16 protein-coding genes, 2 tRNA genes and 3 rRNA genes are annotated in these 25057 nt (G+C 54.1%); 12 read left to right on the forward strand and 9 right to left on the reverse strand.

What is annotated here, in order from left to right; all coding sequences use genetic code 11:
• Positions 1 to 349: 349 nt before the first annotated feature.
• Both crfC and ACMGGH_RS07270 read left to right on the forward strand, forming a co-directional pair.
• Positions 350 to 2704: a clamp-binding protein CrfC gene (crfC, locus tag ACMGGH_RS07265; RefSeq protein ID WP_232949048.1), complete on the forward strand. Its 2355-nt coding sequence runs from the start codon at positions 350 to 352 to the stop codon at positions 2702 to 2704.
• Complete coding sequence (locus ACMGGH_RS07270; protein ID WP_028015219.1) at positions 2701 to 3576, forward strand: diguanylate cyclase regulator RdcB family protein; 876 nt, start codon at positions 2701 to 2703, stop codon at positions 3574 to 3576. Before crfC ends, ACMGGH_RS07270 begins: the two co-directional genes overlap by 4 nt.
• A 55-nt stretch (positions 3577 to 3631) precedes the next feature.
• Here ACMGGH_RS07270 and kdgT read toward each other — a convergent pair whose 3' ends face one another.
• Positions 3632 to 4624 (reverse strand): 2-keto-3-deoxygluconate transporter, encoded by a 993-nt coding sequence (gene kdgT / locus ACMGGH_RS07275; protein WP_219357928.1) that lies wholly within the window; start codon positions 4622 to 4624, stop codon positions 3632 to 3634.
• 649 nt (positions 4625 to 5273) lie between these two features.
• On the opposite strand from kdgT, the gene proP reads away from it, so the two are divergent.
• The gene (gene proP / locus ACMGGH_RS07280; protein ID WP_028015221.1) at positions 5274 to 6776 is read left to right on the forward strand and encodes a glycine betaine/L-proline transporter ProP; all 1503 of its coding nucleotides are present in this window, start codon (positions 5274 to 5276) and stop codon (positions 6774 to 6776) included.
• Positions 6777 to 6809: 33 nt separating this feature from the next.
• Here the strand turns inward: proP and ACMGGH_RS07285 are convergent, their stop codons facing one another.
• A complete protein-coding gene (locus tag ACMGGH_RS07285; RefSeq protein WP_232949049.1) occupies positions 6810 to 7763 on the reverse strand; it encodes a nickel/cobalt transporter in 954 nt (317 codons plus the stop codon).
• A gap of 495 nt (positions 7764 to 8258) precedes the next feature.
• On the opposite strand from ACMGGH_RS07285, the gene ACMGGH_RS07290 reads away from it, so the two are divergent.
• The 4 genes from ACMGGH_RS07290 to rrf all read left to right on the forward strand — a co-directional run bounded on the left by ACMGGH_RS07290 (position 8259) and on the right by rrf (position 13228).
• Positions 8259 to 9798, forward strand: a 16S ribosomal RNA gene (locus ACMGGH_RS07290).
• An 85-nt stretch (positions 9799 to 9883) separates the two neighbouring features.
• A tRNA-Glu gene (locus tag ACMGGH_RS07295) sits at positions 9884 to 9959 on the forward strand.
• Between the two features lie 183 nt (positions 9960 to 10142).
• Positions 10143 to 13047: ribosomal RNA gene (locus ACMGGH_RS07300) — 23S ribosomal RNA — on the forward strand.
• Positions 13048 to 13112: 65 nt separating this feature from the next.
• Positions 13113 to 13228: ribosomal RNA gene (gene rrf, locus ACMGGH_RS07305) — 5S ribosomal RNA — on the forward strand.
• The 16S, 23S and 5S rRNA genes sit together here with 1 tRNA gene alongside, the layout of an rRNA operon.
• Before the next feature lie 241 nt (positions 13229 to 13469).
• Here the strand turns inward: rrf and ACMGGH_RS07310 are convergent.
• Positions 13470 to 13545, reverse strand: a tRNA-Phe gene (locus ACMGGH_RS07310).
• A gap of 168 nt (positions 13546 to 13713) precedes the next feature.
• Between ACMGGH_RS07310 and ACMGGH_RS07315 the strand changes: the two genes are divergently transcribed.
• Both ACMGGH_RS07315 and ACMGGH_RS07320 read left to right on the forward strand, forming a co-directional pair.
• On the forward strand, positions 13714 to 14559 hold the full coding sequence (locus ACMGGH_RS07315; protein WP_041911503.1) for an AraC family transcriptional regulator: 846 nt from the start codon (positions 13714 to 13716) through the stop codon (positions 14557 to 14559).
• Between the two features lie 37 nt (positions 14560 to 14596).
• Positions 14597 to 15187, forward strand: a complete 591-nt coding sequence (locus tag ACMGGH_RS07320; protein WP_028015224.1) for a LysE family translocator — start codon at positions 14597 to 14599, stop codon at positions 15185 to 15187.
• Here the strand turns inward: ACMGGH_RS07320 and ACMGGH_RS07325 are convergent.
• From ACMGGH_RS07325 to aspA, 5 genes are all read right to left on the reverse strand, one after another.
• Positions 15184 to 15759, reverse strand: coding sequence for a transcriptional regulator (locus tag ACMGGH_RS07325; protein ID WP_028015225.1), 576 nt, complete (start codon positions 15757 to 15759; stop codon positions 15184 to 15186). The genes ACMGGH_RS07320 and ACMGGH_RS07325 overlap by 4 nt on opposite strands.
• Before the next feature lie 49 nt (positions 15760 to 15808).
• The gene (locus ACMGGH_RS07330) at positions 15809 to 17518 is read right to left on the reverse strand and encodes a protein-disulfide reductase DsbD (protein ID WP_232948707.1); all 1710 of its coding nucleotides are present in this window, start codon (positions 17516 to 17518) and stop codon (positions 15809 to 15811) included.
• Positions 17494 to 17817, reverse strand: coding sequence for a divalent cation tolerance protein CutA (cutA, locus tag ACMGGH_RS07335; protein ID WP_028015227.1), 324 nt, complete (start codon positions 17815 to 17817; stop codon positions 17494 to 17496). Before cutA ends, ACMGGH_RS07330 begins: the two co-directional genes overlap by 25 nt.
• A 113-nt stretch (positions 17818 to 17930) precedes the next feature.
• Positions 17931 to 19232, reverse strand: coding sequence for an anaerobic C4-dicarboxylate transporter (locus tag ACMGGH_RS07340; RefSeq protein WP_008502949.1), 1302 nt, complete (start codon positions 19230 to 19232; stop codon positions 17931 to 17933).
• A gap of 116 nt (positions 19233 to 19348) precedes the next feature.
• Entirely contained in the window at positions 19349 to 20785 is a 1437-nt protein-coding gene (aspA, locus tag ACMGGH_RS07345; protein WP_003855923.1) for an aspartate ammonia-lyase, read from the reverse strand.
• A gap of 335 nt (positions 20786 to 21120) precedes the next feature.
• Between aspA and ACMGGH_RS07350 the strand changes: the two genes are divergently transcribed.
• Positions 21121 to 21585 (forward strand): FxsA family protein, encoded by a 465-nt coding sequence (locus ACMGGH_RS07350; RefSeq protein WP_028015228.1) that lies wholly within the window; start codon positions 21121 to 21123, stop codon positions 21583 to 21585.
• A gap of 31 nt (positions 21586 to 21616) precedes the next feature.
• On the opposite strand, the gene yjeH is transcribed toward ACMGGH_RS07350, so the two are convergent.
• Complete coding sequence (gene yjeH / locus ACMGGH_RS07355) at positions 21617 to 22855, reverse strand: L-methionine/branched-chain amino acid transporter (protein ID WP_232948706.1); 1239 nt, start codon at positions 22853 to 22855, stop codon at positions 21617 to 21619.
• 178 nt (positions 22856 to 23033) lie between these two features.
• On the opposite strand from yjeH, the gene ACMGGH_RS07360 reads away from it, so the two are divergent.
• Positions 23034 to 23327, forward strand: a complete 294-nt coding sequence (locus tag ACMGGH_RS07360) for a co-chaperone GroES (RefSeq protein ID WP_003855929.1) — start codon at positions 23034 to 23036, stop codon at positions 23325 to 23327.
• 31 nt (positions 23328 to 23358) lie between these two features.
• Positions 23359 to 25002, forward strand: a complete 1644-nt coding sequence (gene groL / locus ACMGGH_RS07365; protein ID WP_023310114.1) for a chaperonin GroEL — start codon at positions 23359 to 23361, stop codon at positions 25000 to 25002.
• Positions 25003 to 25057 lie beyond the last annotated feature (55 nt).

A 25057-nucleotide genomic window follows, 5' to 3' on the forward strand; every position in this document is an offset into this window, starting at 1 on the left:
CGCACCTTCATTTCGGATAAGGTGAAGCAACGCATTGTTATTTATCTTCGAACTTTACTGCCATGCATTTCTTATGTTGGCGGCCTATCCCTCTCTTTTTAGGTGGGTAAATAATGATGATATATCCTGAAGCTTCTTAAAATGGGCCAGGCTTTTTATCTTTTGGCTTTCAGGCCTTAAGGAGAGCTTTACACGCCATGCAGGGATAGCCATTTATTTCTGATTATCTTCAATTAGTTATATTTTGGTGAACATGTTTTCCACACGTGATCATATAAGCCTGAACATCATAATTAATACAAGTGGCTTAATAAAAGTAATAAATTTGCGTTAAGGAAAGGCTTTTATCATGCACACACAGACCATTTTTGAATTAAGTCAGGAAGCTGAGCGTTTGTTACAGCTTGCCCTGCAAAATCTCAATACCCTGAAATCAATGCCGACAGCGAAGCTGGAGAGCACGACGGCTGCTATTACAGGCGAAAAGAACAACGTGCTGCCTTTGCATTTTAGTGCGCGAGGCGTCGAAGCGCAGCAGGCAACGCTGAATAATGAATTACGCAAAATAACACGTCTGGAAATGGTTCTGGCTATCGTTGGCACGATGAAAGCGGGGAAATCGACCACCATTAATGCCATTGTGGGTACCGAAGTGTTGCCGAACCGCAACCGCCCAATGACGGCGCTGCCTACGCTGATACGTCATACGCCAGGCCAGAAAGAGCCGGTGCTCCACTTCTCACATGTCTCTCCTATTGATGATTTGATTCACCTGCTGCAGAAAAAGCTTGGCGATTACGATCGCGGCAAGTTGGCTCTGCAACTGGAAATTGATAAGGACATGAATACGCTGCTGGAGCGTATTGAGAAAGGCGAGGCCTTTGAAAAGCATCATCTCGGGGCGCAGCCAATATTTCATTGCCTGAAAAGTCTCAATGACCTGGTGAGGCTCTCCCAGGCGCTGGGCGTGGCGTTTCCGTTCTCCGAATACGCGGCCATCGAACATATTCCGGTGATTGAAGTGGAGTTCGTGCATCTTGCGGGTCTGGATGCGCACCTCGGGCAGCTGACGCTGCTCGATACCCCCGGCCCCAATGAGGCCGGACAACCGCATCTGCAAAAAATGCTTAGCGAACAGCTAGCCCGCGCGTCGGCGGTGCTGGCGGTGATGGATTATACCCAGCTTAAATCTATTTCTGATGAAGAGGTCCGTCAGGCTATTTCGGTTGCGGGGAAATCAGTGCCTCTGTATGCGCTGGTGAATAAATTCGACCAGAAGGATCGCAATAGCGACGATGAAGAGCAGGTCAGGGCGATGATCTCGGGGACCTTAATGAAAGGCACTATTTCGCCTGGCCAGATCTACCCTGTTTCCTCTATGTGGGCGTATCTGGCAAACCGCGCCCGCAACGAGATGAATGCCCGCGGACGCCTGCCGGATCATCAGGAGCAGCCCTGGGTGCAGGATTTTGCCGAAGCCGCACTCGGACGCCGCTGGCGTTCGGCGGACCTGGACGATATAAACCATATCCGTCACGCAGCCGATTTGCTCTGGGAAGATTCGCTGTTTGAACAGCCGATACGCAAACTGATTTACGCCGCCTATGCCAATGCCTCGCTATTCGCGCTGCGCTCGGCCTCGCATAAGCTGCTCAACTACGCGCAAAATGCCCGGGAGTATCTCGACTTCCGCTATCAGGGGCTGACGGTGGCCTTTGAGGGGCTGGAACTGAACATCGCGCGTCTTGAAGAGGATATGGCGTTGCTGCAGACGCGCCAGAGCGCGGTGAGCGATGAGGTGAAACATGAAGTTGAGCAGGCGCTGAACGCGACCGCGGACTTTATGGAGGCCGAAAAATCGGCGCTTCACCAGGCCATGGGCCATGTGTTCAGCCCTCAAAATATTCTTGATTTGGCAGGTATTGAGCGGCTGAATCGCCGCAGTGACAAACAGCAAGAGCGGGAACCGCTGGTTCTGGATGATGAAGGTCAGGCGCAGATCGTCCTGAGTAAAATTCGCTCCTCCTGTGAACTCATCATGCTGGATGCGCAGGCAAAAATTGCCCGGGAGCTGGCGTTACGCTTCGATCAGCTGGAATCTACGCTGGCGCGCTCGCTGAATGACGCTATCCGCCCCATTGAAACGCGTATAAAAGAGCATCTGAGCCATGCCGGCTTCCGGGCGCGGATCAGCTTCCCGGCTTTTCAGGCAAACCAGCTTGACTTCAATACGCGCGCGCTGTTTAACGATGCCATTGCACAGGATAACCGCCCGGCAGGTCAACTTTCCGCCGGGAGCAGTATGCGTGAAACCGTTTCGCGTTGGCTCAATAATCCGGGCTGGGGCTGGGATGAGTATGTGGTCACGCGCACGCACTATGTTATCGACATTGCGCAACTGCATGACAAATTTAAGCAACATATTGATCAGTTTTGTGAACAAATACGTAAAGCTTTATCCGCGCAGGTCGATGTCTCTGTTACGGCCGGAATGGCGACGTTCTTTGCAGAATTTTCGTTATGCCTGACCGGGTTACAGGAAAGCTTGCGTGATAGCCTCGCAGTGCGTCAACAAAATGAGCATTCAACCCGAGCGCTCAGCCAGCTGTTGAAGCAAAGCATTACGACTGCGACGTGGATTCAGGAAGATACCCGACTGTTACGCGATGACATTCAAACTCTATTCGCAGCAGAGCAACCATGACAACACAGCTACTGGACGGTCCCGGGCGGACGCTGGAGTGTATTCATCCCAGGTTTATGGTCGATCTTGTGCAGGGCGTGGACGCGGCGCGCCATCCCCATCTGGGGCCGCAGCAGCTGCAGTTTCGTGAACGTTTGACTCAGGAGATCATGACGCATACCCGGCTACGGCCCTGGGCGATGGCGGGAATGCTTAACGAGAACGCGGCCCTGCGCCTGGGGCTGGCGGAAAAACTCGCCGGCATGTTGGATCCGGGCCATCTTGCGCTGACGCTGATGGCCGATAAACTGACTGCACTGTGCCAGCAGGCTCACCTGCGCGCTCAGCCATCTCCCGGCCTGCTTGAACAGTATGCGGAGCTCTCCTCTCATTTTACCCAACGTGCCGCCTATAAAGAAAAGGCGCTGACCCAGCGTGGACTGACGGTACAGGCGGGCGAGCATAGTGAACAAATTTTCACCCGCTGGCGAGCCGGTCACTATGATGGCTGGTCTTTGGCCGGGCGCTGCTTCATTGTTCTGGAAGAGCTGCGCTGGGGAGCATTTGGCGATGCCTGCCGTCTGGCGAACAACGATGTGTCGGCCATGCTCAAGGATAATTTACGCAGCATGGCCGCCAACTACCTCGCACAGGGCATCAATGCGTCTCCCACAACGCGCCATTTCTATCATCAATGGCTGACCACACCCGCTTCGGCGGGTTTAATCGATCACAAAGACATGCTGGGCTGGCTGGGCGACTGGTGTCAGGCGGATATACACCCGGTGAGTTGGTCAGTGACGCAAAACTGGCAGACCGTCGCGCTGGGTATGCCGAGGCTGTGTTCGGCAAAACGGCTGGTGGATGCGATGGTGGAAGAGATTTTTGGTTGAACCCCTCATCCTGACCCTCTCCCCCCAGGGGAGAGAGGATGGCTGGCGCGGTGCGTTAGTGATTCATTTCTAACGGTTTCGGTTCAGGCGGGATCTCTTGCACATTTCCGTAGCGTTTCGCGTATAGCGCCGTGATGATGGGCACCAGGATTGCGGTGACAATCACGCTGGCGGCAACCAGTGCCGTCGCGGACGCGGCCACCGGTTCGAAGGCCGGGTTAATCTGGGCGATAATCACCGGGTTTGCAACGGCAGCGCCTGCGGCTGAAGAGGCGGCGACGCCCGCCGTGCCGTTTCCTCCCCCGATTACGCGGTCAGCAACGATCAGCGGAATACCGGTGATGATGATAACCGCGATACCCAGCACAATCCCCAGCAGTCCCGTATCCAGAATCACGTTCAGGTTGATGGTGTTACCCAGCGCAAAGCCAAAGAACGGGATCAGCACCGGCGTGGCTTTGCTGAAGAAATCACGCAGATCGTGATCCAGATTGCCCAGCGCGAAGCCGATCAGGAATGGCAGGATCGCGCCGACAAAATGATGGGGCTCAAAAGAAGCCAGGCCAGCGGATCCCAGGATCAACATCGTCATGAGCGGGCCGGACTCCAGAGACATCAAAACAAACGCGCCGGACTCCTCTTTCGTTCCGTACTGGTTCATCAGGCTGGCATACAGCCCGCCGTTGGTCATGTCCATCGCCGAGACAATCGCCAGGACGGATAACCCGGCGAAGAAACCGGTCTGAATTCCATTTTCAGGAATGAACATCGCGCATATCATTGCGACCACCCAGGCAACCGCTATTTTGGTTATCACCAGCGTTCCGGATTTGCGTAATACGGTACCGGTTGCCCGCAAATTAATGGATGCGCCGATACAAAAGAACCAGACCGCCAGGATGGGAACGGTACCCGTAATCATCCCCTTTGTGAAACCACCAAAATAAGCCCCGGTTTCAGGTGCTAATGTATTCAGAATAGCACCGAGTACCAGCGGCACCAGCATCATACCACCCGGTATGCGTTCTATCGTGGCTTTAATCTTCATCTCTAACCCTCACAATTTCGCCTCTCATGGTGAGCGGCAGGTGCGAATAAAAAAATCAATAAATTCAATTTGATGAAGGGTGCTCTTGATGATTGGTTTGTGATAACCCTGCACCGAAATTCAGTTAGCGCTCTCGTTTCCTCTCGTCAGAAAACATGCGTCGCTATGTTTCAGGAATTATCATGCGATCGATGGAATATTGATTCAATGAAAATAAAACGGTGTTTTAGTTATCTTCATCACATATTGAATGTAAACTTTACGGCGCGTTGTGAGAGCTGAAAATTTATGTAAATCTCTTGTAAAAAATATGGCTTTTTATTCTGTTGGGAAAAGAAAAAGGATGAGGGCGAAAATGAGGGCTCTGGAAGGTTGAGAAAGTACTTATTTGCGGTAGTTGACAAAAACTGTCTTCACCTGACGCAGTATAAATATATGTGTGAAGTTGATCACAAATATAAACGCTGGTAGGGTAAAAAGGTCATTAACTGCCCAGACAGGCGTCAACAGGTTCGGTTGTATCGACGGTAAACGTCAATGTAAGTAAACCTGCTACGCTTGAAGATGGAGGTTCGCACGGAGCGGATCTCGGGTTCACAGAGTGCGAGTTGGCTGTGGAACGGACAGGGCTAAGTCTACGAGGAAAGCTATGCTAAGAAGGAAAAAGGTTAAACCCATTACGCTTCGCGACGTCACCATTATTGATGACGCTAAACTGCGTAAAGCGATCACCGCCGCCTCGCTCGGTAATGCGATGGAATGGTTCGATTTCGGTGTCTACGGCTTTGTTGCCTATGCATTAGGTAAAGTGTTCTTCCCCGGTGCTGACCCAAGCCTGCAGATGATTGCCGCGCTGGGTACATTCTCCGTTCCTTTCCTGATCCGCCCGCTGGGTGGTCTGTTCTTCGGTATGCTCGGTGACAAATACGGTCGCCAGAAAATACTCGCTATCACCATTGTCATTATGTCGATCAGTACGTTCTGTATCGGCCTAATACCGTCCTATGCCACGATCGGTATCTGGGCACCTATTCTGCTGTTGCTCTGTAAGATGGCGCAGGGCTTCTCCGTCGGGGGTGAGTATACCGGGGCGTCGATCTTCGTCGCGGAGTATTCCCCTGACCGTAAGCGCGGCTTCATGGGCAGCTGGCTGGACTTCGGTTCGATTGCCGGGTTTGTGATGGGTGCGGGCGTCGTGGTTCTGATTTCAACCGTGGTCGGTGAGGAGAACTTCCTCGACTGGGGCTGGCGTATCCCGTTCTTTATCGCGCTCCCACTGGGTATCATCGGTCTTTACCTGCGACATGCGCTGGAAGAGACACCTGCGTTCCAGCAGCACGTTGATAAACTGGAGCAGGGCGACCGCGAAGGGCTGCAGGACGGCCCGAAAGTGTCCTTTAAAGAGATCGCGACAAAGCACTGGCGCAGCCTGCTGACCTGTATTGGTCTGGTGATTTCCACCAACGTTACTTACTACATGCTGCTGACCTACATGCCGAGCTATCTGTCGCATAACCTGCACTACTCGGAAGATCACGGTGTGCTGATTATTATCGCCATCATGGTGGGTATGCTGTTTGTACAGCCGATTATGGGTCTGCTGAGCGACCGCTTTGGCCGTCGACCGTTTATCATCCTGGGTAGCGTAGCGCTGTTCGCGCTGGCGATCCCGGCGTTTATTCTGATCAACAGTAACGTGCTGGGTCTGATATTCGCGGGTCTGCTGATGCTGGCGGTGATCCTGAACTGCTTTATCGGGGTGATGGCATCCACATTACCTGCGATGTTCCCGACGCACATTCGTTATAGTGCGCTGGCGGCGGCGTTCAACATCTCCGTTCTGATTGCCGGCCTGACGCCTACGCTTGCCGCCTCTCTGGTGGAAAGCACGCAGAACCTGATGATGCCAGCCTACTACCTGATGGTTATTGCGGTAGTCGGCCTGGCGACCGGCCTGACCATGAAGGAGACGGCGAACCGTCCTCTGAAAGGGGCGACGCCTGCGGCATCTGATATTCAGGAAGCGAAAGAAATCCTGCGCGAGCACTACGATAACGTTGAGCAGAAAATTGAGGATATCGACGCAGAGATTGAAGAGCTGCAGAAGAAACGCTCCCGTCTTGTTGATCAACATCCACGCATTAACGAGTAATAAAGAAACCCGCCAACGGCGGGTTTTCTTTTATTAGCATCCGGCGGCGATGTAGTCGCCGTTGGCGCTAATGGGGATGACGGTCAGGAACAGGACGGTCGCGAACAGGATCAGGATGATACCTCCGGCAATTTTAACTGCCGGCACCAGCCATCTGAACGCGCTATCTCCCCCGAACCATGCCACCGTGCGTTCACGGGCATAACGAACCGCCAGTGATAGCCCCATAATAGAGAGTGCCGTTCCTAAAGACATGGTCATAACGGCCGCCATTCCCCAGGTGACAATGCCCAGCGCGTTCGAAAACATCAGAATCATGATCGCACCGCTGCACGGACGTGCGCCAATCGCCAGAATGACGCCCAGACGCGTTTTCCAGTCACCTTGTGTCAGATCTGCGCCCACGCCGTGATGACCACAGCCACAGTGTTCATCGTGCTGATGAAGGGGAGTGATGGCTGAGATCCTCATTCTTTGAGGCCGCAGGCTTTTCAGCGCCTGGTAAATGATGAAAGCACCAAATGCGCCAATCAGCACGGCGCTTATCTTCTCGACATACCAGCGGCTGGTGCTGATATCCCCTGACGCGAGGTTAAATCCTACTGCCAGAATAAAGACAAACAGAATGGCGCTGACGCCCTGCATCAGGCTACCAAGAAAGGGAACGGTGCGTGCGGCCAGTTCGCTCTCCTTATTTGTGCTCAGGTAGGTTGTCACGATGAACTTCCCGTGCCCCGGCCCGATGGCGTGAAGGACGCCATAAAAGAAAGCGCCTGTTAAGAGCCATAATCCACCGCTGTACTGGTTGTTATTAAGCTGCAGTAGATACATCACCAGATAACGGTGCAGCGTAATCTGCGTGGCAAGGCACCACTGGATAAAGGCGTTCCAGTGCGTATGCAGCGTAAAAGCGGCGAAGAGGATAGTCAGCAGCATCAATCCGGCCGTAGGGAGGCGCCAGTAGCGAGGCAGGCGTTGTGTATTCATCAGGGGGAGCTCTGCGGAGAAGAATATTTGCCGCTATTATAGTTGATCTTCTCTTTCAGTTCGCAGGATCGCATCAGGATCTTGCTGTAATTGTGGATAAGTCTGTGCGTAAAAGGGTATAAAGCGGGGTTTTGCTGGGGAATGCAGCAGTCAGTCATTTTTTTGCAACTTTTCTGTTGCGGGCTGCGGAGAACTCCCTATAATGCGCCTCCATCGACACGGCGGATGTGAATCACTTCACAGTTAACCCGGTCGGTTGAAGAGAAAAAATCCTGAAATAACGGGTTGACTCTGAAAGAGGAAAGCGTAATATACGCCACCTCGCAACGGTGAGCGAAAGCCGCGTTGCACTGCTCTTTAACAATTTATCAGACAATCTGTGTGGGCACTCAAAGTGACATGGATTCTTAACGTCCTCGGACGAAAAATGAATACCAAGTCTCTGAGTGAACATACGTAATTCATTACGAAGTTTAATTCACGAGCATCAAACTTAAATTGAAGAGTTTGATCATGGCTCAGATTGAACGCTGGCGGCAGGCCTAACACATGCAAGTCGAACGGTAGCACAGAGAGCTTGCTCTCGGGTGACGAGTGGCGGACGGGTGAGTAATGTCTGGGAAACTGCCTGATGGAGGGGGATAACTACTGGAAACGGTAGCTAATACCGCATAATGTCGCAAGACCAAAGAGGGGGACCTTCGGGCCTCTTGCCATCAGATGTGCCCAGATGGGATTAGCTAGTAGGTGGGGTAACGGCTCACCTAGGCGACGATCCCTAGCTGGTCTGAGAGGATGACCAGCCACACTGGAACTGAGACACGGTCCAGACTCCTACGGGAGGCAGCAGTGGGGAATATTGCACAATGGGCGCAAGCCTGATGCAGCCATGCCGCGTGTATGAAGAAGGCCTTCGGGTTGTAAAGTACTTTCAGCGGGGAGGAAGGTGTTGAGGTTAATAACCTCAGCAATTGACGTTACCCGCAGAAGAAGCACCGGCTAACTCCGTGCCAGCAGCCGCGGTAATACGGAGGGTGCAAGCGTTAATCGGAATTACTGGGCGTAAAGCGCACGCAGGCGGTCTGTCAAGTCGGATGTGAAATCCCCGGGCTCAACCTGGGAACTGCATTCGAAACTGGCAGGCTAGAGTCTTGTAGAGGGGGGTAGAATTCCAGGTGTAGCGGTGAAATGCGTAGAGATCTGGAGGAATACCGGTGGCGAAGGCGGCCCCCTGGACAAAGACTGACGCTCAGGTGCGAAAGCGTGGGGAGCAAACAGGATTAGATACCCTGGTAGTCCACGCCGTAAACGATGTCGACTTGGAGGTTGTGCCCTTGAGGCGTGGCTTCCGGAGCTAACGCGTTAAGTCGACCGCCTGGGGAGTACGGCCGCAAGGTTAAAACTCAAATGAATTGACGGGGGCCCGCACAAGCGGTGGAGCATGTGGTTTAATTCGATGCAACGCGAAGAACCTTACCTACTCTTGACATCCAGAGAACTTAGCAGAGATGCTTTGGTGCCTTCGGGAACTCTGAGACAGGTGCTGCATGGCTGTCGTCAGCTCGTGTTGTGAAATGTTGGGTTAAGTCCCGCAACGAGCGCAACCCTTATCCTTTGTTGCCAGCGGTCCGGCCGGGAACTCAAAGGAGACTGCCAGTGATAAACTGGAGGAAGGTGGGGATGACGTCAAGTCATCATGGCCCTTACGAGTAGGGCTACACACGTGCTACAATGGCGCATACAAAGAGAAGCGACCTCGCGAGAGCAAGCGGACCTCATAAAGTGCGTCGTAGTCCGGATTGGAGTCTGCAACTCGACTCCATGAAGTCGGAATCGCTAGTAATCGTGGATCAGAATGCCACGGTGAATACGTTCCCGGGCCTTGTACACACCGCCCGTCACACCATGGGAGTGGGTTGCAAAAGAAGTAGGTAGCTTAACCTTCGGGAGGGCGCTTACCACTTTGTGATTCATGACTGGGGTGAAGTCGTAACAAGGTAACCGTAGGGGAACCTGCGGTTGGATCACCTCCTTACCTTAAAGAACCTGCCTTTGCAGTGCTCACACAGATTGTCTGATGAAAAGTAAGCAGCAAGGCGTCTTGCGATTGAGACTTCAGTGTCCCCTTCGTCTAGAGGCCCAGGACACCGCCCTTTCACGGCGGTAACAGGGGTTCGAATCCCCTAGGGGACGCCACTTGCTGGTTCGTGAGTGAAAGTCACCTGCCGTCATATCTCAAAACTGACTTGCGAGTCACGTTTGAGATATTTGCTCTTTAAAAATCTGGATCAAGCTGAAAATTGAAACGACACATCTTTAATGGTGTGTTCGAGTCTCTCAAATTTTCGCAATCAGAAGTGAAACATCTTCGGGTTGTGAGGTTAAGCGACTAAGCGTACACGGTGGATGCCCTGGCAGTCAGAGGCGATGAAGGACGTGCTAATCTGCGAAAAGCGACGGCGAGGTGATATGAACCCTTGACCCGTCGATGTCCGAATGGGGAAACCCAGTGTGTTTCGACACACTATCGTTAACTGAATACATAGGTTAACGAGGCGAACCGGGGGAACTGAAACATCTAAGTACCCCGAGGAAAAGAAATCAACCGAGATTCCCCCAGTAGCGGCGAGCGAACGGGGAGCAGCCCGGAGTCTGAATCAGCTTGTGTGTTAGTGGAAGCGTCTGGAAAGTCGCACGGTACAGGGTGACAGTCCCGTACACGAAAATGCACAGGTTGTGAACTCGAAGAGTAGGGCGGGACACGTGGTATCCTGTCTGAATATGGGGGGACCATCCTCCAAGGCTAAATACTCCTGACTGACCGATAGTGAACCAGTACCGTGAGGGAAAGGCGAAAAGAACCCCGGCGAGGGGAGTGAAAAAGAACCTGAAACCGTGTACGTACAAGCAGTGGGAGCACCTTCGTGGTGTGACTGCGTACCTTTTGTATAATGGGTCAGCGACTTATATTCTGTAGCAAGGTTAACCGTATAGGGGAGCCGCAGGGAAACCGAGTCTTAACTGGGCGTTAAGTTGCAGGGTATAGACCCGAAACCCGGTGATCTAGCCATGGGCAGGTTGAAGGTTGGGTAACACTAACTGGAGGACCGAACCGACTAATGTTGAAAAATTAGCGGATGACCTGTGGCTGGGGGTGAAAGGCCAATCAAACCGGGAGATAGCTGGTTCTCCCCGAAAGCTATTTAGGTAGCGCCTCGTGAACTCATCTTCGGGGGTAGAGCACTGTTTCGGCTAGGGGGCCATCCCGGCTTACCAACCCGATGCAAACTACGAATACCGAAGAATGTTATCACGGGAGACACACGGCGGGTGCTAACGTCCGTCGTGAAGAGGGAAACAACCCAGACCGCCAGCTAAGGTCCCAAAGTCATGGTTAAGTGGGAAACGATGTGGGAAGGCACAGACAGCCAGGATGTTGGCTTAGAAGCAGCCATCATTTAAAGAAAGCGTAATAGCTCACTGGTCGAGTCGGCCTGCGCGGAAGATGTAACGGGGCTAAACCATGCACCGAAGCTGCGGCAGCGACGCTTATGCGTTGTTGGGTAGGGGAGCGTTCTGTAAGCCGTTGAAGGTGTGCTGTGAGGCATGCTGGAGGTATCAGAAGTGCGAATGCTGACATAAGTAACGATAAAGCGGGTGAAAAGCCCGCTCGCCGGAAGACCAAGGGTTCCTGTCCAACGTTAATCGGGGCAGGGTGAGTCGACCCCTAAGGCGAGGCCGAAAGGCGTAGTCGATGGGAAACAGGTTAATATTCCTGTACTTGGTGTTACTGCGAAGGGGGGACGGAGAAGGCTATGTCAGCCGGGCGACGGTTGTCCCGGTTTAAGCGTGTAGGTGTGTGTTCCAGGCAAATCCGGTTCACTTTAACACTGAGGCGTGATGACGAGGCACTACGGTGCTGAAGTGATAAATGCCCTGCTTCCAGGAAAAGCCTCTAAGCATCAGGTAACACGAAATCGTACCCCAAACCGACACAGGTGGTCAGGTAGAGAATACCAAGGCGCTTGAGAGAACTCGGGTGAAGGAACTAGGCAAAATGGTGCCGTAACTTCGGGAGAAGGCACGCTGATATGTAGGTGAAGTCCCTGCGGACGGAGCTGAAATCAGTCGAAGATACCAGCTGGCTGCAACTGTTTATTAAAAACACAGCACTGTGCAAACACGAAAGTGGACGTATACGGTGTGACGCCTGCCCGGTGCCGGAAGGTTAATTGATGGGGTTAGCGGCAACGCGAAGCTCTTGATCGAAGCCCCGGTAAACGGCGGCCGTAACTATAACGGTCCTAAGGTAGCGAAATTCCTTGTCGGGTAAGTTCCGACCTGCACGAATGGCGTAATGATGGCCAGGCTGTCTCCACCCGAGACTCAGTGAAATTGAACTCGCTGTGAAGATGCAGTGTACCCGCGGCAAGACGGAAAGACCCCGTGAACCTTTACTATAGCTTGACACTGAACACTGGTCCTTGATGTGTAGGATAGGTGGGAGGCTTTGAAGCGTGGACGCCAGTCTGCGTGGAGCCGTCCTTGAAATACCACCCTTTAATGGCTGGTGTTCTAACGTGGACCCGTGATCCGGGTTGCGGACAGTGTCTGGTGGGTAGTTTGACTGGGGCGGTCTCCTCCCAAAGAGTAACGGAGGAGCACGAAGGTTAGCTAATCCTGGTCGGACATCAGGAGGTTAGTGCAATGGCATAAGCTAGCTTGACTGCGAGAGTGACGGCTCGAGCAGGTGCGAAAGCAGGTCATAGTGATCCGGTGGTTCTGAATGGAAGGGCCATCGCTCAACGGATAAAAGGTACTCCGGGGATAACAGGCTGATACCGCCCAAGAGTTCATATCGACGGCGGTGTTTGGCACCTCGATGTCGGCTCATCACATCCTGGGGCTGAAGTAGGTCCCAAGGGTATGGCTGTTCGCCATTTAAAGTGGTACGCGAGCTGGGTTTAGAACGTCGTGAGACAGTTCGGTCCCTATCTGCCGTGGGCGCTGGAGAATTGAGGGGGGCTGCTCCTAGTACGAGAGGACCGGAGTGGACGCATCACTGGTGTTCGGGTTGTCATGCCAATGGCACTGCCCGGTAGCTAAATGCGGAAGAGATAAGTGCTGAAAGCATCTAAGCACGAAACTTGCCCCGAGATGAGTTCTCCCTGAGACTATAAGTCTCCTGAAGGAACGTTGAAGACGACGACGTTGATAGGCCGGGTGTGTAAGCGCAGCGATGCGTTGAGCTAACCGGTACTAATGAACCGTGAGGCTTAACCTTACAACGCCGAAGCTGTTTTGGCGGTGAGAGACAGATTTTCAGCCTGATACAGATAACAGAATTTGCCTGGCGGCTTTAGCGCGGTGGTCCCACCTGACCCCATGCCGAACTCAGAAGTGAAACGCCGTAGCGCCGATGGTAGTGTGGGGTCTCCCCATGTGAGAGTAGGGAACTGCCAGGCATCAATCAAGAAGAACCCCGTACCGTAAGGTGCGGGGTTTTTTGCTTTGTGCGCCGGAAAATGCCGGATGGCGGCTTCGCCTTATCCGGCTATAGGTTTTGCAGGCCCGGTAAGCGCAGCGCCACCGGGAAATGCTAATCGCACGATCTTACCGGGAAGAGATACAGGAGTATAAATAAGGTAAGGTTTTGATAAACGCAGAAAAGCAAAAACCCAGCCATAGGCTGGGTTCTTTAAATAGTGGTGCCCGGACTCGGAATCGAACCAAGGACACGGGGATTTTCAATCCCCTGCTCTACCGACTGAGCTATCCGGGCAACGGAGCGCATTAAACCGCAATCGCGCCTTATCGTCAACATTATTTCAGGAAAAGCTGTTCAACTGCTTAAGTTTGCGGCAATCTGTACGTTTTCACCGTGAAAATGCACAAATCTTCCAGACAATACCGGGCCGTGCGGCAATGCTGATGACAACAGGAGGGCAGTATGGCAAACGACTGGCTTGAGCTCCGTCAGCATGCGGATACCGGCATTGAAACGATTAAAGCGCACTTCGAAGGCCATGCCTTCGATCCCCACTGGCACGATAGTTATCTGGTCGGGATTACCCTTTCAGGCACCCAGCAGTTTCACTGTCGTCGCGAACGCCACCGCAGCCATCCTGGTGATGCGTTCTTACTGGAGCCGGGTGAAATTCACGACGGCGACGCGCCTGTGGAAGGAGGCTTTACCTATCTCACCTTCTATCTTGACGAGCAGTGGCTGACGCGTACCCTCCGTGGATTATATGAAGCCACGCCGGATCGCTACTCGCTTCACTTTGCTCAAACGCTAACGCGAGAACCTCAGCTGGTCCGTTCTATCGGCGAGACGTTTAACGCGTTGCATAGCGATGAGATGAAAATTGTTCAGCAGAGCACAATGGATAAGCTGCTCTCTCAGATCACCTCCCATTGCCACTGGCGTAAGAAACTCCCGTCGCAGCTACAGAGCGCTGCCGTGGCGCACCGCGCACGCGACTATCTTTATGCGCATATCGGCGAGAACGTGGGGTTGTCAGACCTTGCGCGCGAGACGGGCACGGATCGCTTTACACTGACGCGCTGCTTTAAGCGCGAGTTCAACCTGGCACCTCACGCCTGGCTTATTCAGCTGCGTCTGGCAAAGGCGCGACAGCTGCTGGCGCACGGCGAACAGCCTGTTAATGTGGCTACAGCGCTCGGTTTTGCCGACCAAAGCCATCTGGGACGCTGGTTCCAGCGTGCATACCGCATTTCCCCTGCCCACTACCGCCGGTTGTGCACAAACCTTCCAGACGTTTCCAGAAAATAGCGGCACAGTAATGGCTCTAACAAAAAAGGAGCCATCTGTGAGTCTGATGCCTTATCTGCTGTTTGCCTTTGTCGCGTCGATAACGCCCGGCCCGACGAATATCCTCGTTCTCACTAACAGCCAGTACTTTGGTGTGAAAAATACCATTCCCGCCATTTTGGGGGGATGTATTACGGCGAGTCTGATTGTGCTGATATCGGGTGCCGGCGCCGGGGAGGTGCTGCGTCAGTTTCCTCTGATACGCCAGGCAATGAGTTGGGCGGGAGTGCTGTGGCTAACCTGGATGAGCTGGCAACTGTATCGGGCGCCTGCGGCGAATCTTTCTGAGAAGACGCCTCATCGCTTCACCGCGCAAGCCGCAGCGCTGCTGCAGATGGTGAATCCGAAAACGTGGATGATGGCGCTGGCAGTAGTGAGTCTTTTTGCTCCCGCGAGCATTCATCCGTTAAGAGATATTGCGCTGATGGCGCTATGGTTCTTACTGATTTCTGTGATGTGCCTGATGTGCTGGGCGTGGCTGGGGAAGGCGGTAAACCGGGTGTTTCGCACCACCGTGGCGATGGTGCGGTTTCAGCGCCTGATGGCGCTATGTCTGCTCGTCTCCGCCTGGGCGGGCATGCTGGTCTAGGTTAACGCCCCGCCCATACGACACTGGGCAAAGCGCAGAATGTCTTCCGCCAGGCGGTGCGCCGTATCCACATCGGCCTGGCTACGGTTCACCAGCATGCGGCTCAGGCAACCCTCCAGTACGAGCTCCATCTGCTTAGCGACCATTGCCGGGTCATCCACTTCAAGCGTTGTCAGCAGTTCGTGGGTGAAGTCATGCGCCGCACGTTTTTGCTGATCCGCCAGCTGGTGTATTGGATGGCCAGGATCGGGATAAAACGTACAGGCAGCAATAAACAGGCAGCCTGGATAACGATTGTTGCTGACGCACTCTGTCAGGGCGGTGTAGCGCGCTAACAGTTTTTGCTCAGCGGTCAGCTCTTCATTCAACATTAGCTGCCTGCGCCAGATATCCACCTGCTGGCTAAGATAGCGTAGGGCATCATAAAGCAGCGCCTCTTTATCCGGCCAGAAGCGCTTAAGCTCATCCAGAGGGTAATCGATACGGTCGGCTACCATCTCAAGCGTGGTGCTGGCGATCCCTTGAATCTCAAGTAGTTGCAGGGCTTGTCCCAGTACGTCTTCGCGTTGCACGGTTATCTCCTCCGCTATTCCCAACGGTATGTCCCGTCTAAAGTGTTGTTTACGGTTGGCGATTGCGCAAATGCGCGCTGAATGCCGGTGCGTCCATAAACCCGGTTACACGCTGTTCTGGCAGCTCTTCCCCCTGCTCATTGAAGAACAGAATGGTTGGCAGCCCAAGTACGGTAAGGTGTTTAAGCAGGGCCTTATCCTGCGCATTGTTGGCTGTGACGTTTGCCTGAAGGAGTACCGTCTCTTTCAGGGCATTTTGCACCTGAGGATCGCTAAAGGTGTATTTTTCAAACTCTTTGCAGGCAACACACCAGTCGGCATAGAGGTCGAGCATCACCGGTTTGCCTTTTGCCTGCGCCAGCGCGCTGTTGAGCTCATCGACGTTCTTAACGTGTATAAAGTTTAAATGTGCCTGCGTCTGGCCCACAGGCGAGCCGAACGCCCAATCCTGAAGCGGGCGCACGCTCACCAACGCGGCGGCGAGCAGGAGAATTTGCACCAGACGCATCCACGCTTTTTTTGCCCCCAGGCTGACGATAAACGCCCAGGAAAAGAACGCCACGCCGAGCATGGCCCACAGGCGCAAACCCCACGCGTTACCCATGATGCGCTCCAGCAGGAACACCGGGAGCGCCAGGATGACAAAGCCGAACGCGGTTTTCACCGTCTCCATCCACGGGCCGCTCTTCGGCAGCAGGCGGTTGCCAAACACCGTCACCAGAATCAGCGGCAGGCCCATCCCCAGCGCGTAAAGATACAGCGTACCCCCGCCGAGCCACATATTACCGCTCTGGGCGATGTACAGCAGGATAGCGCTCAGCGGTGCTGTAGTGCAGGGGGAACAAATCAACCCGGCGATGGCGCCCATTGCGAACACGCCGCCCGCAGAGCCACCCTGCTGGCGATTGCTCATCAGCGTTAAGCGGGTTTGCAGCGAAGAGGGCAGTTGAAGCGTGAACAGGCCAAACATTGACAGCGCCAGCAGAATAAATACGGCTGACAGGCCGATTAGCACGTAAGGGTGCTGAAGCGCTGCCTGGAACTGCAGTCCGGCCGCGGCGACCACGAGGCCGAGCGCGGTATAGGTGAGCGCCATGCCCTGCACATAAATAAAGGCCAGGAGCAGCGCCCGGGCGGTAGAAAGACGCTGTTTGCCGCCCAGTACAATCCCGGAGATAAGCGGGTACATCGGCAGGACACAAGGGGTAAAGGCAATGCCGATACCAATCAGTAAGGCCCAAAGTGCTGAGAACGGCAGAGCAGAAGCAGCTTCGGCTTCGCCTTTATCCCTCACCTTGCCCCTCTCGTCTGAGGGGAGAGGGGAGGCAGCCGCTTTAACTTCAGTAAGCGGAACGACCTTCGTTTCAGGGGGGTAGCAGAAGCCCGCGTCGGCACAGCCCTGATACGTAACCGTCAGCGTGGCATCTTTATCCGCCTGATTCACCGTAACGGGCACGCTTAAGCGCTGGCGATAAATTTCACTTTTACCGTAGAACTCGTCCTCATGCCATTCGCCAGCGGGCATCTGCAATGCGCCAACGTTGGCCTTTGCCGGCGTGATGCTGACCTGCTTGCGGTAGAGGTAGTAACCCTCTTTCACCTGCCAGGTCAGATTGAGATCGTGCTGGTTTTGCTGAAAGTCGAAAATGAACGCCTGGTCGGCGGGAATAAAGTTCGAACGGCCGGGCGCGTCAAACAAACCGGCAAATACTGACGTGCTGCACAGCAGCAGGATCAGCGTAAAGAAGCGTTGAGCCATGAGAGATAGTCGTTATCGCCGTGGACCACTGGCAGCACCAGCAGCTCCGGGGTTTGATAAGGATGATGAGACTTGAGGCAGTCAAGGAGCGCCTGCTGATTCGCCAGATTGGTTTTGAGCAACATCTGGACTTCATACTCCTGCTCCAGCTTGCCTTCCCAGTAATAAAGGGAGGTCGCGCCGGGGAGCAGCGTGACGCAGGCTGCCAGTTTTTCGGCCAGCGCTTTGGCGGCGAGATCCTGGGCAGAGGCTTCATCAGGGGCGGTACAAAGTACGACAACAGCATCAGGCGTGTTCACAAGTCGACCTCCTCATCACGAAAGTCTTCACTATATCACGCCATGCGATTGGTCATTAATGAAACGGGCCGCAGAGCGGCCCGATTTTAACTATTTTTACAACGGCTAACCGTTTACAGCACAATGCCGCCAATGATAAAGCCGAGGACGACGCAAAGCGTAATCGCCACCACGCCCGGGATCAGGAACGCGTGGTTAAACACGTACTTACCGATGCGGGTTGAGCCGGTATCGTCCATCTCAACCGCGGCCAGCAGGGTTGGGTAGGTTGGCAGAACGAACAGCGCAGAAACCGCCGCAAAAGACGCAATCGCCGTCAGCGGCGTCACGCCCAGCATCAGTGCCGCAGGCATCAGCGCTTTGGTGGTGGCAGCCTGAGAGTAAAGCAGCGTCGCGGCAAAGAACAGTACCACCGCCAGCAGCCACGGGTAGTTGTGCAGCAGGTCGCCGGCAACGGTCTGGATGTCGCTGATGTGCGCTTTCACGAAGGTGTCACCGAGCCACGCCACGCCCAGTACGCACACGCAGGCGCTCATACCGGATTTGAAGGTGCTGGCGTTCAGCACTTCGCTGGTGTCGATTTTACAGGTGATGCTAATCAGCGTGGCGATGGTCAGCATGAATACCACAATCGCTTCGTTACGCGGCAGCACCGGGTTCTGGATCAGCCCCACGGTGTCGCTGATGGCGGTCGCGTAGAACATCACGGCGACGATACCGATCAGGAACAGCAGCACGGAGCGTTTCGCGTGCGGCTTCAGCTCGAAGACCTGGCTACCGCGCAGGCTCACTTCACCTTTTGCCAGACGCTCCTGGTAAACCGGATCGTCTTTCAGCTCGGCACCGAGGAAGTTACACAGCACGGCGGTAATCATCACCGCAATTAGCGTGACTGGAATACAGATCGCCAGCAGCGTCAGGTAGCTCACGCCCATCGGCTCAAGGATACCCGCGAAGAAGACTACGGCGGCTGAGATTGGCGACGCGGTGATCGCAATCTGCGACGCCACCACGGCAATAGAAAGTGGACGAGACGGGCGAATCCCCTGTTCTTTTGCCACCTCGGTGATCACCGGCAGCGTGGAGAACGCCGTGTGGCCGGTTCCCGCGAGAATGGTCATAAACCAGGTCACCAGCGGGGCAAGGAAGGTGATGTATTTCGGATGGCGGCGCAGCATGCGCTCCGCCAGGCTCACCAGGTAGTCCATACCGCCCGCCACCTGCATGGCCGCAATAGCGGCAATAACCGCCATGATGATTTCGATAACGTCAAAAGGAATTGCGCCGGGTTTAATCTGAAAGATAAGGGTAAGTACGAGCACCCCGAGACCGCCGGCAAAACCAATGCCGATACCCCCGAGCCGCGCGCCCAAATAAATCGCCAACAGGACGATGACGAGTTCTGCTCCAAACATAAAGACCTGCCTTGCTTATTAACAAGTTGATATTGAATTGTTGTATTTAGGTAACGCCTAAAAAGAAAAAAGGCACGTCACAAGTGACGTGCCTTTCGGAAGCCTAGCCTGAACTGTTACTGTTCGCTTTCATCGGTATATCGTTTCGCTTTATATGCCGGATGCATCAGGTTCTGGGCCGAGAAGATATCGTCCAGCTCGGCTTCGGTCAACAGTCCACGCTCCAGCACGACTTCACGCACGCTCTTACCGGTTTCGGCGCAAATCTTACCAACGATGTCACCGTTGTGGTGGCCGATGAACGGGTTGAGGTAAGTAACGATCCCGATGGAGTTATAAACATAGCCTTCACAGACTTCTTTATTCGCGGTGATGCCGTTAATGCATTTTTCCAGCAGGTTGTAGCAGGCATTAGTCAGGATGTGAATGGATTCAAACATCGCCTGGCCAATCACCGGCTCCATCACGTTCAACTGCAGCTGACCGGCTTCGGAGGCCATGGTCACGGTGGTGTCGTTACCAATCACCTTGAAGCAAACCTGGTTCACCACTTCTGGCACTACCGGGTTAACTTTGGCTGGCATAATGGAAGAACCCGCCTGCAACTCTGGCAGGTTGATTTCGTTCAGGCCAGCGCGCGGGCCGGAGGAGAGCAGGCGCAGGTCATTACAGATTTTGGACAGTTTCACCGCCAGACGTTTCAGGGCGCTGTGTACCATTACGTACGCGCCGCAGTCGGATGTGGCTTCAATCAGGTCTTCCGCAGGCACCACAGGCAGGTTAGACACTTCCGCCAGCTTCTGAACCGCCAGCTGCTGATAGCCATCCGGGGTGTTCAGACGCGTACCGATGGCGGTGGCGCCCAGGTTCACTTCCAGCAGCAGCTCGGAGGTGCGCAGCAGGTTTTTGGTCTCTTCGTTAAGCAGCACGTTAAACGCGTGGAATTCCTGACCGAGGGTCATTGGCACCGCGTCCTGCAGCTGTGTACGGCCCATTTTCAGAATGTCCTGGAACTCAACGGCCTTACGCTGGAAGCCATCGCCCAGTTGGTTGATCGCGTCGACCAGTTTGACCACGGAGGCATACACCGCGATACGGAAGCCGGTTGGGTAGGCGTCGTTGGTGGACTGGCATTTGTTAACGTGGTCGTTCGGGTTGAGGTACTGGTATTCACCTTTCTGGTGGCCCATCAGCTCAAGGCCGATGTTTGCCAGTACTTCGTTGGTATTCATGTTGACGGAGGTACCCGCGCCGCCCTGATAGACGTCAACCGGGAACTGGTCCATGCATTTGCCGTTGTTCAGCACTTCATCGCAGGCAGCGATAATCGCATTTGCCGCGCTTTTAGGAATGGTTTGCAGCTCTTTGTTCGCCAGCGCTGCGGCTTTCTTCACCATCACCATGCCACGGACAAACTCAGGGATATCGCTGATTTTGCTGTTGCTGATGTAGAAGTTTTCAATCGCTCTCAGAGTGTGAACACCATAGTAGGCATCCGCTGGAACTTCCCTGGTACCCAACAAGTCTTCTTCGATACGAATGTTGTTTAACATGTGAACCTTCTTTTCAAGCTGCCGATGGATTGTACTAAACACACAACATATATGTGGTTTTGAATATTTTCTGACCGACGATTATTCCCTCAATCGGCCAGATGTTCGAGATCATATGCTGATGATAGCGAATTGCCGTAAGCTGGATCACTTATTATCGACCCGATTCCATGATAATTATTAATCTGTGAAATGTGTCACCGCTTTAATATTTCCGAAAAAAATATCCGTGCAAACCGATTGAATTTTGGCTAACCGTCTCCATCTCTTACAGACGCGTGACGCGAACACATTCAGACAGGGGCCAGATGGCACCTGCCACACAGGAGATGCCAGTGCGCTGGATACCGTTTATTGCTTTCTTTCTCTATGTTTACATTGAGATTTCTATTTTCATTCAGGTAGCTCACGTGCTGGGCGTCCTGCTGACGCTGATTCTGGTGATCTTCACCTCCGTCATCGGCATGTCGCTGGTGCGTAATCAGGGTTTCAAAAATTTCCTGATAATGCAGCAGAAGATGGCCGCAGGCGAAAGCCCGGCAGAAGAGATGATCAAAAGCGTGTCGCTGATTATTGCTGGCCTGCTACTGATCCTGCCGGGGTTCTTCACCGACTTCCTCGGCCTGCTGTTGCTGTTGCCGCCGGTGCAGAAGCACCTGACCATGAAGCTGCTGCCGCACCTGCGCTTCAGCCGCATGCCGGGCGGCGGGTTCAGCACAGGGCCAGGCGATACCTTCGAAGGGGAGTATCAGCGCAAGGATGAACAGCGCGACCGTTTAGACCATAAAGACGATCGATAATTTTTTTGCCCGGTGGCTTCGCTTACCGGGCCTACGGATTTTTCCGCTTCGGTAAAAACGCCCACAGCCCCGCCAGCATGACGATGGCGTACATACTCTTCCATCCCACCATCGCCAGTAGCAGCAGGCACAGCACGCCCCCGACGACCGCCAGGGCTTTATAGCGACCTTTCAGCAGACGACAGCCCGCCAGCATGCACAGCAGGTAGATCATGATGAAAATACCGTTGGCGTAGATAATTAGAGCATCGAGGTTGATGTCGAGAAGATAAATACCCAGCGAGCTCAGGACGCAGCAGCCCAGCACGGCATTCAGCGCATTCATCGGGAGTTGACGTTTAGACAACCGCGCGAGGCGGCTCTCAGGTTTGTAGCCCGCCTGTGACCACACCAGACGGGCGAAGCTCTGGATATAAATGTTGAGGCTGGCAAAGCAGGCGAGATAGCCAATCACACAGGCCACCCATAGCGCCTTCACGCCGAAAAGTTTAACCACGATACCCGGTAGCGATGCGGCGGCGGCTTTATCTTCGCCGAACGCGTTGAAGTGCAGCACCAGCACGGTACAGGCCCAGTATACGGTGCCCGCCAGCAGTAAACCAATCATCAGAGCGCGGGGAAAATCACGCTCGGGCTGTTTAAACTCGGATGCCAGGTGAGCGAACGCTTCAAGGCCAACAAAACACCAGAACATGACGGATAACGAAGCGAAAAGCTGTGAATGGTCGATATCGTTTATCGCAGGGAAGGGGATATCTGCTACGGTAATGTTACCCGCAAACCAGATGGCGACGATCAGCACGACGATCAACGCTGCAACCAGCGTTTGCAGATTCGCGCTTGAACTGGCTCCGCGCGAGCCCACCCACCAGACGATCGCCAGCGTACCCAGTTCAGCCAGCAGCAGTTGCTCATCGTGCCAGCCAAACAGCGCCTGTCCAAAGCCGGTGGCGATATGCAGGGCTGCCGGAAGGCCAACGGGTATTACCGACAAAAACAGCCAGCCGGTTACGCGCTCCATGCGCGGACCAAACGCCATGCCGACAAAATGCGCCACGCCGCCCGCGCTGGGGAAGTGCCGCCCGAGTATGGCAAACACAATCGCCACCGGGAACACCAGCAGGATCAGCACCGGCCATGCCCAAAGACTGTTATTTCCGGCGACCAGCGCCGCCAGTGCCGGTACGGCAAACACGCCGGTACCTAACAAGGAGGTTGAAAGCAGGCCAACGCCCTGCGCCAGCCCCAGCTCCTGCCTGAGTCCACTCATTTACCTTGCCCTGCCACCATCAAAAGAGAGTGGATGGTAACACTTTCGCAAATTTTTTTTCGATTCCCCCTTGAAGGGGTAAAAAGCTATCCCCATCTCTCAGGGCACTAGTCGGAAAACCGCATGCGGGCCGGCGTCATCCATAACTGATAATGACTTTCTCAAAGGAGAGCTATCAATGAGTATTCGTCCGTTACATGATCGTGTGATCGTCAAACGTAAAGAAGTTGAAACCAAGTCTGCTGGCGGCATCGTTCTGACCGGTTCTGCAGCAGCCAAATCAACGCGTGGCGAAATCATCGCTGTCGGTAAGGGCCGCATCCTGGAAAACGGAACTGTGCAGCCGCTGGACGTTAAAGTTGGTGACATCGTAATTTTCAACGATGGCTACGGCGTGAAATCCGAGAAGATCGACAATGAAGAAGTGTTGATCATGTCCGAGAGCGACATTCTGGCAATTGTTGAAGCGTAATTTACGCACGAGAATTTGAGGAAATAAGAACATGGCAGCTAAAGACGTAAAATTCGGTAACGACGCTCGTGTAAAAATGCTCCGCGGCGTAAACGTACTGGCAGATGCAGTTAAAGTGACCCTGGGCCCGAAAGGCCGTAACGTAGTGCTGGATAAATCCTTCGGCGCGCCAACCATCACCAAAGATGGTGTTTCCGTTGCACGTGAAATCGAGCTGGAAGACAAGTTCGAAAACATGGGCGCGCAGATGGTGAAAGAAGTTGCCTCTAAAGCGAACGACGCTGCAGGCGACGGTACCACCACCGCGACCGTACTGGCGCAGGCTATCATCACTGAAGGCCTGAAAGCCGTTGCTGCGGGCATGAACCCAATGGATCTGAAACGTGGTATCGACAAAGCTGTCGCATCCGCTGTTGAAGAACTGAAAGCGCTGTCCGTACCGTGCTCTGACTCTAAAGCCATTGCTCAGGTTGGTACTATCTCCGCTAACTCCGACGAAACCGTAGGTAAACTGATCGCTGAAGCGATGGATAAAGTCGGTAAAGAAGGCGTGATCACCGTTGAAGACGGTACCGGTCTGGAAGACGAACTGGACGTGGTTGAAGGTATGCAGTTCGACCGCGGTTACCTGTCCCCATACTTCATCAACAAGCCAGAAACTGGCGCTGTTGAGCTGGAAAGCCCGTTCATCCTGCTGGCTGACAAGAAAATCTCCAACATCCGCGAAATGCTGCCAGTGCTGGAAGCCGTTGCGAAAGCAGGCAAGCCGCTGGTTATCATCGCTGAAGATGTTGAAGGCGAAGCGCTGGCGACCCTGGTGGTTAACACCATGCGTGGCATCGTGAAAGTGGCTGCGGTTAAAGCACCTGGCTTCGGCGATCGCCGTAAAGCAATGCTGCAGGATATCGCTACCCTGACCGGTGGTACCGTGATCTCCGAAGAGATCGGTATGGAGCTGGAAAAAGCGACCCTGGAAGACCTGGGCCAGGCGAAACGCGTTGTGATCAACAAAGACACCACCACCATCATCGACGGTGTGGGTGAAGAAGCCGCTATTCAGGGCCGTGTTGGTCAGATCCGTAAGCAGATCGAAGAAGCCACTTCCGATTACGACCGTGAAAAACTGCAGGAGCGCGTAGCGAAACTGGCTGGCGGCGTTGCGGTAATCAAAGTTGGTGCGGCGACCGAAGTTGAAATGAAAGAGAAGAAAGCACGCGTTGACGATGCCCTGCACGCGACCCGTGCTGCGGTAGAAGAAGGCGTAGTTGCTGGTGGTGGTGTCGCGCTGGTGCGTGTAGCCGCTAAGCTGGCTGGCCTGACCGCTCAGAACGAAGACCAGAACGTGGGTATCAAAGTTGCGCTGCGCGCAATGGAAGCTCCTCTGCGTCAGATCGTGTCCAACGCCGGTGAAGAGCCGTCTGTGGTTGCGAACAACGTGAAAGCGGGTGAAGGTAACTACGGTTACAACGCGGCAACTGAAGAATACGGCAACATGATCGACTTCGGTATCCTGGACCCAACTAAAGTGACCCGTTCTGCTCTGCAGTACGCGGCATCTGTAGCTGGCCTGATGATCACGACCGAGTGCATGGTAACCGACCTGCCAAAAGGCGACGCGCCTGACTTAGGTGCTGCTGGTATGGGCGGCATGGGTGGAATGGGCGGCATGATGTAATCATGTTGTTCTGAACCTCTCAGAACGAACCCCGGGCAGAAATGTCCGGGGTTTT

The organism is Enterobacter sp. BNK-16 (assembly GCF_048684955.1).
Classification (GTDB): domain Bacteria; phylum Pseudomonadota; class Gammaproteobacteria; order Enterobacterales; family Enterobacteriaceae; genus Enterobacter; species Enterobacter bugandensis.